At 64.7% G+C, this 12,241-nt stretch carries 13 protein-coding genes; 4 read left to right on the top strand and 9 right to left on the bottom strand.

What is annotated here, in order from left to right; all coding sequences use genetic code 11:
* Window positions 1-78: 78 nt before the first annotated feature.
* The 5 genes from pcaF to paaF are packed head-to-tail and all read right to left on the bottom strand — an operon-like array spanning window position 79 to window position 4,854.
* Window positions 79-1,284, bottom strand: coding sequence for a 3-oxoadipyl-CoA thiolase (gene pcaF, locus ACOZJV_RS04325; protein ID WP_421546928.1), 1,206 nt, complete (start codon window positions 1,282-1,284; stop codon window positions 79-81).
* Window positions 1,277-1,726: a hydroxyphenylacetyl-CoA thioesterase PaaI gene (gene paaI, locus ACOZJV_RS04320; protein ID WP_421546927.1), complete on the bottom strand. Its 450-nt coding sequence runs from the start codon at window positions 1,724-1,726 to the stop codon at window positions 1,277-1,279. Before paaI ends, pcaF begins: the two co-directional genes overlap by 8 nt.
* Window positions 1,719-3,236, bottom strand: a complete 1,518-nt coding sequence (gene paaH / locus ACOZJV_RS04315) for a 3-hydroxyacyl-CoA dehydrogenase PaaH (RefSeq protein WP_421546926.1) — start codon at window positions 3,234-3,236, stop codon at window positions 1,719-1,721. Before paaH ends, paaI begins: the two co-directional genes overlap by 8 nt.
* Before the next feature lie 2 nt (window positions 3,237-3,238).
* Window positions 3,239-4,030, bottom strand: a complete 792-nt coding sequence (gene paaG / locus ACOZJV_RS04310) for a 2-(1,2-epoxy-1,2-dihydrophenyl)acetyl-CoA isomerase PaaG (protein ID WP_078472284.1) — start codon at window positions 4,028-4,030, stop codon at window positions 3,239-3,241.
* A 50-nt stretch (window positions 4,031-4,080) separates the two neighbouring features.
* Complete coding sequence (gene paaF / locus ACOZJV_RS04305; protein ID WP_421546925.1) at window positions 4,081-4,854, bottom strand: 2,3-dehydroadipyl-CoA hydratase PaaF; 774 nt, start codon at window positions 4,852-4,854, stop codon at window positions 4,081-4,083.
* A gap of 369 nt (window positions 4,855-5,223) precedes the next feature.
* On the opposite strand from paaF, the gene paaY reads away from it, so the two are divergent.
* From paaY to ACOZJV_RS04285, 4 genes are all read left to right on the top strand, one after another.
* A complete protein-coding gene (gene paaY, locus ACOZJV_RS04300) occupies window positions 5,224-5,817 on the top strand; it encodes a phenylacetic acid degradation protein PaaY (protein WP_421546924.1) in 594 nt (197 codons plus the stop codon).
* Between the two features lie 63 nt (window positions 5,818-5,880).
* Window positions 5,881-6,804 (top strand): phenylacetic acid degradation operon negative regulatory protein PaaX, encoded by a 924-nt coding sequence (gene paaX / locus ACOZJV_RS04295; protein WP_201130837.1) that lies wholly within the window; start codon window positions 5,881-5,883, stop codon window positions 6,802-6,804.
* A 97-nt stretch (window positions 6,805-6,901) separates the two neighbouring features.
* Window positions 6,902-7,816 carry a transcriptional regulator FeaR gene (feaR, locus tag ACOZJV_RS04290; protein WP_078472185.1) on the top strand — a complete coding sequence of 305 codons (915 nt, stop codon included), beginning with the start codon at window positions 6,902-6,904 and terminating at the stop codon, window positions 7,814-7,816.
* Between the two features lie 323 nt (window positions 7,817-8,139).
* Window positions 8,140-9,630 (top strand): aldehyde dehydrogenase family protein, encoded by a 1,491-nt coding sequence (locus tag ACOZJV_RS04285; protein ID WP_421546923.1) that lies wholly within the window; start codon window positions 8,140-8,142, stop codon window positions 9,628-9,630.
* A gap of 371 nt (window positions 9,631-10,001) precedes the next feature.
* On the opposite strand, the gene ACOZJV_RS04280 is transcribed toward ACOZJV_RS04285, so the two are convergent.
* From ACOZJV_RS04280 to ACOZJV_RS04265, 4 genes are read right to left on the bottom strand one after another with little or no spacing between them, the layout of a single operon-like run.
* Window positions 10,002-10,523, bottom strand: coding sequence for a cytochrome c (locus tag ACOZJV_RS04280; RefSeq protein ID WP_201130839.1), 522 nt, complete (start codon window positions 10,521-10,523; stop codon window positions 10,002-10,004).
* A 13-nt stretch (window positions 10,524-10,536) separates the two neighbouring features.
* Window positions 10,537-11,058 carry a methylamine dehydrogenase light chain gene (locus tag ACOZJV_RS04275; protein ID WP_020298098.1) on the bottom strand — a complete coding sequence of 174 codons (522 nt, stop codon included), beginning with the start codon at window positions 11,056-11,058 and terminating at the stop codon, window positions 10,537-10,539.
* Between the two features lie 15 nt (window positions 11,059-11,073).
* On the bottom strand, window positions 11,074-11,685 hold the full coding sequence (gene mauD, locus ACOZJV_RS04270; RefSeq protein WP_421546922.1) for a methylamine dehydrogenase accessory protein MauD: 612 nt from the start codon (window positions 11,683-11,685) through the stop codon (window positions 11,074-11,076).
* Between the two features lie 3 nt (window positions 11,686-11,688).
* The gene (locus ACOZJV_RS04265; protein ID WP_078472187.1) at window positions 11,689-12,228 is read right to left on the bottom strand and encodes a MauE/DoxX family redox-associated membrane protein; all 540 of its coding nucleotides are present in this window, start codon (window positions 12,226-12,228) and stop codon (window positions 11,689-11,691) included.
* Window positions 12,229-12,241 lie beyond the last annotated feature (13 nt).

The raw sequence follows: 12,241 nt of genomic DNA, 5'->3' as shown, positions 1-12,241 counted from the left end.
TGCGACCCGCCGGCAAGCGGGTCTTGAGTGCATGCGCCAAGGATACCTGGCGGCACCCTGGGTCTTGCGTTGTTTCTACTAGAACCTTTCGATAATCAGGGCGATGCCCTGGCCGACGCCGATGCACATGGTGCACAAGGCGTAGCGACCCTGGCGTTGTTCCAGTTCGTGCAGGGCCGTGGTCACCAGGCGCGCGCCGCTCATGCCCAGGGGGTGGCCCAGGGCGATGGCGCCGCCATTGGGGTTGACCCGTGGATCGTCATCCCCCAGCCCCAGTTCACGCAGCACGGCCAGACCCTGGGCAGCGAAGGCTTCGTTGAGTTCGATCACGTCCATGTCTGCCAGGCTGAGGTTGGCCAGTTCCAGGACCTTGCGCGTCGCCGGAACCGGGCCGATGCCCATGATTCGCGGCTCGACTCCGGCCGTGGCCATGGCCACCACCCGACCCCGGGCCTTGAGCCCGTAACGCTGGGCGGTGGCGGCATTGGCCAGCAGCAGCGCACAGGCGCCGTCATTGACCCCGGAGGCGTTGCCGGCGGTGACGGTGCCGTCCTTGCGGAATGGCGTGCCGAGCTTTTGCAGCTGTTCGAGGGTGGTGTCGCCCCGTGGGTGCTCGTCGTGTTCGACAACGATGGCCGGACCTTTGCGCTGAGGGATCTGCACCGCGACTATTTCACGGGCCAGGCGCCCGCTGGCCTGGGCGGCAGAGGCGCGTTGCTGGCTGCGCAGGGCGAAGGCGTCCTGGTCGGCGCGGGAGATATTGAACTGCGCAGCGACGTTTTCGGCGGTCTCCGGCATCGAGTCGATGCCATATTGCTGCTCCATCAACGGGTTGACGAAGCGCCAGCCGATGGTGGTATCGAAAAGCTGCGCCTGGCGAGAAAACGCGGTCTCGGCCTTGCCCATCACCAGGGGTGCACGGGACATCGACTCGACGCCACCCACCAGCATCAGCGAAGCCTCGCCGCAGCGAATCGCCCGCGCCGCGCTGCCAATGGCGTCCAGGCCGGAGCCGCACAGGCGGTTGAGGGTGGTCCCGGGTACGCTGACCGGCAGTCCAGCCAGCAGGGCCGACATGCGCGCCACGTTACGGTTGTCTTCGCCGGCCTGGTTGGCGCAGCCGTAGAGCACATCGTCGACCGTGCTCCAGTCCACTTGCGGGTGGCGGCGCAGCAGTTCGCGCAGGGGTATCGCGCCAAGGTCGTCGGCGCGCACGCTGCTCAGGGCGCCGGCATAGCGGCCGATGGGGGTGCGGACTGCATCGATGATCAGGGCGTCATTCATTGGGGGTCTCCTGCGCCAGCACCGGGCCGCGCACTTTGTAGGATTTGCCATGGAACAGGGCAATCAACTGCCCTTGCTGGTTTTCAATGCGCACGTCGTAGTTACCGGTGCGACCGCTACGGCTTTGTTCGATGCAGTCGGCGGTGAGGGTGTCGCCCAGGCGTGCCTGGGCGATGTAGTCGATGCTGCAGCCGATGGCCACGGTGGCCTCGTTGTAACTGTTGCAGGCAAAGGCGAAGGCCGAATCCGCCAGGGCGAACAGGTAGCCACCGTGGCAGGTGCCGTGGCCCTGAAGCATATGGGCGCCGACGCTCATGCCCAGTCGGGCGGCCCCCGGCGCCACTGACAGCAGGCGCATGCCCATGGCCTGGCTGGCCTGGTCACGTTCAAACAGGCTTTGTGCGCATTGGCTGGCCAGGTTCATGGCTTGGTGGTTAGTCATGGAAGTTGCTCCCTTCGGCTACCTTGCGCCGCAGCAGCAGGGACGGCCGGTAACGTTCTTCGCCATAGGCGGCTTGCAGGTTTTCCAGGACGTGCAGCAGCGCCGCCAGGCCGATGCGGTCGGCCCAGGCCAGCGGGCCCTGGGGATAGTTGACGCCGGCGCGCATCGCCAGGTCGATGTCGGCAGCGCTGGCCACTCCGTGCAGGAGGGCGTCCGCGGCCTCGTTGGCGAGCATCGCCACGCTGCGCAGCACCACCAGTGCCGGGCTGTCAGTGACTTGGCTGACCTTGAGCCCGGCGCGCTGTAACAACGCCACGGCTTGCTCCATAGCCTGGGGCGAGGTGTCGGCGCTGCAACTGATGGCAATGCGCCAGGCACTGGAAAAATCGCCCACCAGGTCCAGCAGGATCAGGTTGCGCAGGCCGCTGGCACGGGCGCGTTGGCTGGCCGAGCGGCCATCGCTGAGGGCCAGCACCGCGTCGCCAACCCGCAGCAGGCCGCTGCCGTCGCGAAGAGTGAGGTGAATGCCGGCCTCGCGCAGGCGCGGCAGCAGTTCGCGGGCGATACCGAGGTCGCCCTCGACTTCGCAGCAGTCAATGCTGGCCTGGCTTTCGAGCTGGGCAGGGGCTGGCCGTGGGGCGCCTTCGGCATAGCTGTAGAAGCCCTGGCCACTCTTGCGGCCCAAATGGCCGGCGTCCACCAGTTCTTTCTGGATCAGCGACGGTTGGTAGCGCATGTCGCCGTAGTAGGCGTGGAACACCGAGCAGGTCACCGCGTAGTTGACGTCGTGGCCGATCAGGTCGGTGAGCTCGAAGGCGCCCATTGCGAAGCCGCCGCCCTCGCGCAGCAAAGCATCGAGGGTGGCGCAATCGGCGGCGCCTTCCTGCAGCAGGCGCAGGCTCTCGGCATAAAACGGCCGGGCCACGCGGTTGACGATAAAGCCCGGAGTGGATCGGGCATGCACCGGTTTTTTTCCCCAGGCGGCCGCCGTGTCATACAGGCAGCGGGCCAGGGCAGGGTCGCTGGCGAGGCCTGAGATCACCTCGACCAGGGCCATTACCGGCGCCGGGTTGAAGAAGTGCAGCCCCAGCAGGCGCTCGGGCCGTGTCAGGCCGGCGGCGATGCTGGTGATCGACAGTGACGAGGTGTTGCTGGCGAGGATGCAGCTGGGCTGGCACAGGTTTTCAAGCTGACGAAACAGCTGCTGTTTGACCTCGAGGTTTTCGACAATGGCTTCGATGATCAGGTCGCTGTCGGCCAGGCTGTCGATGGATTCGGCTACTTGCAGGCGGTCCAGGGTGGCGCGATGGGCCTGGGCCTCGAGCTTGCCGTTCTGCACTCGCTTGCCGAGCTGGCGGTCGATGCCGGCGATGGCCTGGGCGGCAGCGCCGGGACGGCTGTCGAGCAACTGCACCCGATGCCCGGCCTGGGCCGCGACCTGGGCAATGCCGGCCCCCATGGCGCCGGCCCCGATCACCGCGATGCGGGCGTCTGTAGTCAATGCGCTCATGGTCAGCGGCCCTTGAAGGTCGGTGTGCGTTTTTCCATAAAGGCGCTGACGCCTTCGCGGTAATCCTCGCTGCGCCCGGCCAGGCGTTGCAGGTCTTTTTCCAGCTCCAGTTGCTCGTCGAAGCTGTTGTGCAGGCTGGCGTTGAGGCTGCGCTTGATCAGGGCCAGGCCGTAGGTTGGCTGAGTCGCCAGGTGCCGCGCCAGCTTCAAGGCTTCGTCGCGCAGATCGGCATCGTCGACGCAGCGGTAGATCAGCCCCCATTGCTCGGCTTGTTCGGCGCTCAGGCGATTGCCCAGCAGCGCCAGGGCCTTGGCTCGGGCCATGCCGACCAGGCGTGGCAGGGTCCAGGTGCCGCCGGAGTCGGGAATCAGGCCGATCTTGCAGAACGCCTGGATAAAGCTCGCCGAGCGCGCCGCCAGGACCAGGTCACAGGCCAGCGGGATATTGGCCCCGGCCCCGGCTGCGACACCGTTGACCGCGCAGATCACCGGCAGCGGCAGGTCGCGCAGTTGGCGGATCAGCGGGTTGTAGAACTTCTCGATGGATTCGCCGAGGTCCGGCACGGCACTGCCGGGCGCTACGTTGCGGTCGCTGAGGTCTTGGCCGGCGCAGAAGCCACGGCCTTCCCCGGTCAGCAACAGCACCCGGACTTGCGGGTCACTGCGCAGCAGCTTCAGCGCCTGTTTGACTTCACCGTGCATCTGCGCGTTGAAGCTGTTGAGTTGCTCGGGGCGGTTGAGGCTAAGCAGGGCGACGCCGGCCTCGATGGAAAACAGGATGTGTTCGAAGTTCATGGTCATGGCGCTCTCTGCGAGGTCGTTCGAATAAGGGGGCCTGGGCCGGGTCATTGCCCGCTGAAGTGCGCCGGGCGCTTGTCCTGGAAGGCGCGTATGCCTTCGTCGCGGTCACGGGTGCCGGCCAGCAGGGTGAAGGCCTGGCGTTCGAAGCGCAGGCCCGTAGCGAGGTCGGTGTCCATGGCCTTGAGCAGCGCCTCCTTGGCCAGGCGCACTGCCAGCGGGGCTTTGCCAGCAATCAGCGTAGCCAGTTGCAGGGCGCGCTCGACGGTGTATTCGGGCTGAGTGACTTCGCTCACCAGGCCGGCGCGCAGGGCGTGGCGGGCGTCGATTGATTCGCCGCCAAGGACCATCTGCATGGCCATGGACTTGCCGACAGCGCGCAACAGGCGTTGGGTGCCGCCGGCGCCGGGCATGATCCCGAGGTTGATTTCCGGCTGGCCGAAGCGGGCGTCTTCGCCGGCAATAATAATGTCGGCGTGCATCGCCAGTTCGCAGCCACCGCCCAGGGCGAAACCGTTGACGGCGGCGATCAGTGGTTTGCTGAAGCGGGTGATGGCGTGCCACGACGCCTGGCGCGGGTCATTGAGGATGCCCACCAGGTCGCGCTCGGCCATTTCCTTGATGTCGGCGCCGGCGGCGAACGCTCTGGCGCTGCCGGTCAGGACCACCGCCCGGGCATCGGGGTCGGCTTCAGCCTCGGCCAGGGCGCTGGCCAGTTCCGCCAGCAACTCGGTGGTCAGGGCGTTCAAGGCCTGGGGGCGTTGCAGGGTAATCAGGCGTACGCCGTGCTCGAAGCATTCGACGGCAAGGGTTTGAGGCATGGCGGATGCCCTCGGGTGCACGCTCGGCCTGGGGCCGGCTCATTATTGGATCGGCTGGGACGCCGGTTTTCGCCGAGTATATCGCCAATGTGATACACGAATGCAATATTAAAATTGATTTAATGTGTCTTATTGTTTGTCGTTGGATGGCCAATTGCTACAGATCAACGGGTGTTTTTGATTCTTTTAACCCCTGTTTAATTGGTTTTAAAGCGTGTTTGTCGTTCGGCGCAGGGTTGCCTTGTGTCTTGATCGTGAAGCGATACGCTTTTAATCGCTTTGTTCGATTAAAGCGATGTGATACAAAATGCAGCCATTGCGGCATCGCTTTGCGCAGTGCTTCCTGCAGCGCCTTATCAGGAGTGTTTCATGACCTGCTACAGCCTCGATGGCCTGACCCCGGTGGTCGATCCCAGCGCCTATGTGCATCCGTCCGCCGTGCTGATCGGCGATGTGATTATCGGTCCTCATTGTTATGTCGGGCCGCTGGCCAGTTTGCGCGGCGATTTCGGCCGGATCGTGCTGGAAGAGGGGGCCAACCTGCAGGACACCTGTGTGATGCATGGCTTTCCCGACAGCGACACGGTGGTCGAGCGCAACGGGCACATTGGTCATGGCGCGGTGTTGCACGGCTGCCGGATCGGCGCCGATGTGCTGGTCGGGATGAATGCGGTGGTGATGGATAACGCCCGCATCGGGCCGCGTTCGTTTGTGTCCGCCGCCGCCTTCGTCCGGGCCGGGTTCGAATGCCCGGAGCAGTCGCTGGTGCTGGGCACGCCGGCCAGCGTCAAGCGCCGCCTGAGTGACGACGAAGTGGCCTGGAAGCAGGCCGGAACCCGCGAATATCAGGTGCTGACCCGGCGTTGCCTGGAGAACATGCAGGTCTGCGAGCCCCTGGCCGCGCCCGAAACCGATCGTCCTCGTCACAGCGACAGCGGCTTTCGAACCAAAGGCGCGCAATAATGCCGCAGCCGGGTCGAGCGTTATGAAACCCGGTATATTTATTCCTTTTTTCTCGGTACGCCCATGTCGTCCCTCGCACCTTTGAATCAACTTATTACTCGTTTCCAGGAGCAGACGCCGATTCGCGCCAGCTCGCTGATCATTACCCTGTACGGCGACGCCATCGAACCCCACGGCGGTACGGTGTGGCTGGGCAGCCTGATTCAATTGCTGGAGCCGATCGGCATCAATGAGCGGCTGATCCGCACCTCGATCTTCCGCTTGAGCAAGGAAGGTTGGCTGACCGCAGAAAAGGTCGGGCGCCGCAGTTATTACAGCCTGACCGGCACGGGTCGCCGCCGTTTCGACAAGGCCTTCAAGCGGGTCTACAACGCCAGTGTGCCGGCCTGGGACGGCTCCTGGAGCCTGGTGATGCTGTCCCAGCTCAATCAGGACAAGCGCAAGCAGGTGCGCGAAGAGTTGGAGTGGCAAGGATTTGGTGCGATCTCGCCGGTGGTGCTGGCTTGCCCCCGCAGTGATCGCGCCGACATCAACGCCACGCTGCTCGACCTGGGGGTGCAGGAAGACACCATCGTCTTTGAAACCACCGCCCAGGATGTGATGGCCTCCAAAGCCTTACGCCTGCAGGTGCGCGAGAGCTGGAACATCGACGAGCTGGCGGCGCACTACAGCGAGTTCATCCAGCTGTTCCGACCGCTCTGGCAGGCGCTTCGCGAGCAGGAGCAACTGCAGCCGGCGGATTGTTTCCTGGCTCGTCTCCTGCTTATTCATGAATACCGCAAGTTGCTGCTGCGCGACCCGCAGTTGCCGGATGAGTTGCTTCCCGGCGACTGGGAAGGCCGGGCGGCGCGTCAGTTGTGCCGCAACATCTATCGGCTGATCTATGCCCGGGCCGAGGAGTGGCTGAACCATGCCCTGGAAAATGCCGATGGGCCGCTGCCGGATGTCGGGGAAAGTTTTTATCGGCGTTTTGGCGGGTTGAAGTAAGCAGAACCACGGAGCAGGAGCGTTCAGGAGAACAGCCGTCATCCCGGTCGCCACAGACGGCCGGGCAGAATAAAAATAATGCCTGGTGAGGTTCGACATGAGAGCGTGCAACGCACAACAGCGTGAAGGGTTTGATCAGTGGCTGAACCAGATCAACCAGATCTGCGGTGCCTTCGATGCCCAGGCCCTGGGGCCGGCGTTTTCCGGTGCAATCCGCGAGTTCCGAAGCGGGGCGCTCAAGCTCAGTTTCGTCGATGCCTGCCAGGCGCGCCTGTACCGCACTGCGCGCGAGGTGGCGGCCAATGAGGGCAACAAGTATTTCGCGGTGTTCCAGTTGGAAGGCACGGCCGGCATGGCCCAGGGCGATAGCCGGGTCAAGCTTTCAGCGGGCGATATCACCTTGATCGATGCGTCACGCCCCAGTGATTTCACCTACAGCGACAACTCGCGCCAGTTATCGCTGATCTTGCCCCACCAACAGGTGGAGCAAGCCTTGCGCTTCAACCAGGTCCAGTGCGGGCGGCGGATCCCGGCGACCTCGCCGATCGCCATGCTCTCCCATCGGCTGATTCTAGAAACCACCTGCCAGCCGCAACTCAATCAGGTGGAAAGCGAAGCGACCCTGGACGCGATGATCAGCCTGCTGCGACCGGCCATCAGCGCCAGCGAAGACAGCGTCGACCCGCACCAACGCATCTTGTGCAAGAGCTTTGCCTTTATTGACGAGCATATTCGTTGCGAGGAGTTGTGCCCCGAGTGGCTGGCTCGCGAGGTGGGGGTTTCGGTGCGTGGGCTGTACCGGCTGTTCGCCAAGAAAGGCCTGGTGGTGGCGCAGTACATCAAGAACCGGCGCCTGGATTTCTGCGCCGAATCGCTGCGTCAGCCCGGGGCGGAACAGAAGCTGTCGGCGCTGGGGTATTCCTGGGGCTTCAGCGATTCCAGCCATTTTTCCACCGCGTTCAAGGCGCGGTTCGGCGTGTCCCCCGGCGAATACCGCAAGCGTTACGCCTGAGCCCCGTCGCCGCTGGCGAAGTTCACGAGCCCCCTTGATCTGTCTGAAGCACCTACGGCGTTCATGCCGGCCAGCGCAGCCTGGCGGCAGCGGCTACAGCGCAATCCTGTAGCCGCTGCCAACACCCGGATCGGCCGGGAACACCCTCGATGCCCATGCCGGCCAGCGCCACCTTCGACAGTGGCAACAGGGCTCCTATTGATACAGCCTGGCAGCCTCACCAATACGTCTGGCATACAAAGCAAACCCCGCTGGTTTCCCAGCAGCAACACTTCGATCTCTCTCACCACGGGCCGCAAGGCCGTTCCTTATCAGGAGTCTGCATGAGCAAGGTTGAAGTTCTGCCCCAGGTCACCGCGTTTCTACAGCGCCAGCATGGTTGTTTTATCGACGGCCGCTGGCACCTCGACGACGGCCCGACCACGCCGGTCCTGAACCCGGCCACCGGCCAGGAGATTGCCCGGGTAGCGGATGTCGGGCTGGAGGTCCTCGATCAGGCCGTGACCTCGGCTCACCGGGCCTACACCTCCGGCGTCTGGTCCGGCCTGCGCCCAGCTGATCGCGAGCGCATTCTGTTGAACTTCACTGCGCTGGTGGAGCAGCACGCCGAGGAGCTGGCCCAGTTGGAAACCCTCAGCCAGGGCAAGTCGATCAACATCGCGCGGATGCTCGATGTCGGCGCCACGGTGGAGTTCATGCGCTACATGTCCGGCTGGGCGACCAAGATCGAAGGCCAGACCCTGGATGTGTCGATCCCGATTCCCGAAGGCACGCGCTTCACCGCCTTTGCCCGACGTGAACCAGTAGGCGTGGTGGCGGGCATTGTGCCGTGGAATTTCCCGTTGATGATCAGCGCCTGGAAGCTGATGCCGGCCCTGGCCTGTGGCTGCACGGTGGTGATCAAGCCCGCCAGCGAGACGCCGCTGACCGCCTTGCGCCTGGCTGAGCTGGCATTCGAGGCCGGGATTCCCGCCGGGGTATTCAACGTGGTCACCGGGCGCGGCAGCACGGTGGGCAATGCCCTGGCGTCGCACCCGCTGATCAGCAAGGTGTCGTTCACCGGCTCCACCGAAGTCGGCAAAGGCGTGGGCGTGGCGGCGTTGCAGAACATGACCCGTTTCGCCCTGGAACTGGGGGGCAAGAACCCGATGATCGTGCTGGCCGACGCCGACATTCCCAAGGCGATCCAGGGCGCGCTGCTCGGTGGCCTGCTGAACCAGGGGCAGGTATGCGCCGCCGCGTCGCGTTTCTATGTGCAGCGTTCGCGTTATCAGGCGTTTGTCGACGGCCTGGCGGCGGCGGTGGCCGGGATGAGTATCGGCGCCGGCATGGACCCTTCGGCAGCGATCAACCCGCTGGTCTCGCGCAAGCAGCAACAGAGCGTGCTCAAGCATATCGAGCTGGCAAGGGAGCAGGGCGCGCGCCTGGTGGCAGGCGGCGAGGCGCTGAACCTGGACGGATTTTTCGTGCAGCCAACGGTGCTGGCGGACGTTGACCACAGCATGGCCGTGGCCCATGAGGAGGTGTTCGGCCCGGTGCTGTCGGTGATCCCGTTCGACGACGAAGACAGCGCCATCGCCCTGGCCAACGACAGCCCTTACGGCTTGGCGGCCAGCCTGTGGACCAACGACTTGACCAAGGCCATGAACCTGGTGCCACGGATTCAGGCCGGTACGGTGTGGGTCAATGCCCACGTGCTGCTGGACCCGAACATGCCGTTCGGCGGGGTCAAGCAGTCGGGGATGGGCCGTGAATTCGGGCGTGCGGTGATCGAGGCCTACACCGAGTTGAAATCGGTGTGCATTGCTCATTGATCCTTGAGGCAAGAGTCAGCCCCGTAACCCTGATGCCATCTACTTGAGGACGAATACGGTACGTGTGGCGAGGGAGCTTGCTCCCGCTGGACCGGCCGGCGCTCCGTTGCGTAGCAGTCCCATGTTTGAGGATGCTCCACGCTGAAGGGCCAGCCTGGCCTAGCGGGAGCAAGCTCCCTCGCCACAGATGACTTTCTGCTAATGCTGTCGTTTAAGTGAACAACAGCAGCCCCGTTTACCGGGGCTGCTGCTGAATGGACAGGGTCTGTGCGCTGCCTTCCTGACCAGGCCCTTGCCGCATCACTGGGGCAGTGGCCGTGTCGCTTTCGCTCCTGTCTGACGCGGCTTATCAGCCCGGACGTACCCAGTGCCTAACGCGGCATCCCGTCCTCAATCACAATCCCCTGCGCCTGCATCGCCTTGATCAACCCGGACCGGGTGTCGGGCAGGTTGAGGATGGAGACGCTGCGGATCGCGCTGACTTCTTCGGCCGTGTAGGGCTGGACCTGTTGCGGCAGGCTGTCACCGGCCATGCCGTCGCGGGTCAGCAGCCAGTTCAGCATGTCTGCCAGTTGCGCGTTGTTGAGGGCGGATTGGGAGATGCCGGGGACCCGGACCAGAAACTCCCGGCCGCCGGCGACTTTGAGAAAGTTGCCGACAAAGCCGCGCATGCGCGGCGTGTCATTGGCCGGGGAGCCCTGGCCGCTGGCCTGGTGGCAGCCGGCGCATTGCAACTGATAGTTGACCGCTGTGCTGTAGCCAGCCTCGGCGATGGGCACCTGGGGCCGCTCGTTGCCGGGCGCCGGCCGTTGCTGCGGGTCGGGAATGGCCCGGGCCAGGGCCAGCGGGGCGGCGATCAGGCACAGCAGTCCGAGCAGCAACCGGGTGCGCAAGGCGCCGCCCACCTTAGACCGCCACGCCGCGGATGACCGCGATGGTGCAGTTGTAGACGTGGGACTTGGCGCCCAGGCACCAGTTCACGTCGTTGTTGTTGAACGGGCGGTACAGCGGTTCCTCGCTGTCGTTGCGGGTGCAGGCGCACTGGGCGCAGCTGTGTTTTCCGCAGCAATCGTTGTAGGAAATGATGTAGTCCTTGCCATCCCCCGGGTTGCGGCAGGTGCCGATCCAGGTGATTTGCGAGACTTCGGCCCCCGGCGGGCAGGCGGTCACGGTGCCGCCGCAGCAACTGCAGAGAAAACCGTCGATCGAGCAGTAGCGCCAGTAGTCGCAACTGGTGGGGTCGCCCGGGTCGCCGGCTTTCGGTGCTTCGGCGGCCAGGGCCTTGGAGGTGCGGTCGATCGGCAGAAGCAGGGGCAGGGCGGCGCCCACCACCATCAGCGAGCCCAGGCGCGACAGCAGCTTGCGCCGTGAAGTGGTGTCGGCGACCCGCCGGGTGGAGCGCTCGAACAGAAGGTCGAGTAATTTCATGGGGGACTCCTTGGCTTATTGTTGTGGCGCGTGCGTGTGGACGTGGTCGCGGTGCAGGTAGTCCTGCAGTGTCGCGCTGCCCAGATGCTCGACTTCGAACAGGCTGTCCAGGTGCTCGCGGGAGTTGACCAGGCCCTTGGCGCGCAAGGTGCCGCTGCTGTCGATCAGGGCCGCGTAGGGCAACTTGCCGATCTGGTAGGTCATGCCGACTTCCGGGCCGACCACATAGCGCGCGCTTTCGAGCTTGAACTCGGTGATCAGCTTGCGCTGGGCTTCCAGGTCGCCATCGCTGACATAGATCACCTCCAGGCGCTCGGCCTGTTCCCTGGCAATGGATTTGATGGCCGGCAGCAGCGACTTGCAGATCGGGCAGGTCGGCGACAGGAAAAACAGCAGTTGGCCTTTGTCGCCGGCATAACCGAAGTTCACCGGACGCCCGTCACGGTCGGCGGCGGTGACTTTCGGCGCCGGTTCGTTGACCGCCACGCCCTTGTCCAGCATCAAGGCACCGGCCGGCGCGATGCGGCCATGCAGAATACCGATCTGCCGCACCAGCCCCATCACGGCGAACGCCAGGGCAATCAGCAGGCACCAGAGCAATACGTTGGAAACAATCAGAGCTTGCATCATTCACCTTCCAATCAATTTGAGAAGACCTGGGCTGTTGGCCAGAAGGCCATCGGCTGCGGCATAAATCAGTAACGCCACCGCGCTGGCGGCGAGCACCACGAAGGCGTCGAACAGGCCCAGCGCACGGCTCTCGGGCTGCCAGGCGGCAAGCAGTGCCACGGCGACCAGCAGGCCGTTGCGGATCAGCAGCAGCGGGCGGATCGGCTGGCGCTGGTGCGGCCCGGCGCAGCCGCAATCGATGTCCTTGCGCCCGCGCCAGAGGTTGATGGCCATCGCGGTGGCGTACAGCGCCAGCAAGGCCGCCGCCGCCATTGCGGCGCCAGTGCGGCTGAGCGGCAGCAGCAGGGCGAAGGCCAGGGCCAGTTCCAGCCATGGCAGACCGCGGGCAACCGGGCGCACCAGGGCACTGGGCAGCAGTTGATAGGCTTGCAGTTGGGCACTGAAGCGGGCCGGTGCACGGACTTTATGGGTCGCGGCGCTGGCCAGAATCACCGCCGTGCACAGGGCCCCGGTCAAGGTGAAAAGTGGATCAGGTTGCATGGGGAGCCTCCTG

The sequence above is a fragment of the Pseudomonas sp. QD4 genome (assembly GCF_049199125.1).
Lineage (GTDB): Bacteria > Pseudomonadota > Gammaproteobacteria > Pseudomonadales > Pseudomonadaceae > Aquipseudomonas.
This window is presented reverse-complemented; position numbering and strand designations above follow the sequence as displayed.

What these genes read in the sequence shown, in the direction of transcription:
- pcaF (WP_421546928.1), bottom strand. Translation starts at nt 1,284, where the DNA reads ATGAATGACGCCCTGATCATCGATGCAGTCCGCACCCCCATCGGCCGC.
- paaI (WP_421546927.1), bottom strand. Translation starts at nt 1,726, where the DNA reads ATGACTAACCACCAAGCCATGAACCTGGCCAGCCAATGCGCACAAAGC.
- paaH (WP_421546926.1), bottom strand. Translation starts at nt 3,236, where the DNA reads ATGAGCGCATTGACTACAGACGCCCGCATCGCGGTGATCGGGGCCGGC.
- paaG (WP_078472284.1), bottom strand. Translation starts at nt 4,030, where the DNA reads ATGAACTTCGAACACATCCTGTTTTCCATCGAGGCCGGCGTCGCCCTG.
- paaF (WP_421546925.1), bottom strand. Translation starts at nt 4,854, where the DNA reads ATGCCTCAAACCCTTGCCGTCGAATGCTTCGAGCACGGCGTACGCCTG.
- paaY (WP_421546924.1), top strand. Translation starts at nt 5,224, where the DNA reads ATGACCTGCTACAGCCTCGATGGCCTGACCCCGGTGGTCGATCCCAGC.
- paaX (WP_201130837.1), top strand. Translation starts at nt 5,881, where the DNA reads ATGTCGTCCCTCGCACCTTTGAATCAACTTATTACTCGTTTCCAGGAG.
- feaR (WP_078472185.1), top strand. Translation starts at nt 6,902, where the DNA reads ATGAGAGCGTGCAACGCACAACAGCGTGAAGGGTTTGATCAGTGGCTG.
- ACOZJV_RS04285 (WP_421546923.1), top strand. Translation starts at nt 8,140, where the DNA reads ATGAGCAAGGTTGAAGTTCTGCCCCAGGTCACCGCGTTTCTACAGCGC.
- ACOZJV_RS04275 (WP_020298098.1), bottom strand. Translation starts at nt 11,058, where the DNA reads ATGAAATTACTCGACCTTCTGTTCGAGCGCTCCACCCGGCGGGTCGCC.
- mauD (WP_421546922.1), bottom strand. Translation starts at nt 11,685, where the DNA reads ATGCAAGCTCTGATTGTTTCCAACGTATTGCTCTGGTGCCTGCTGATT.
- ACOZJV_RS04265 (WP_078472187.1), bottom strand. Translation starts at nt 12,228, where the DNA reads ATGCAACCTGATCCACTTTTCACCTTGACCGGGGCCCTGTGCACGGCG.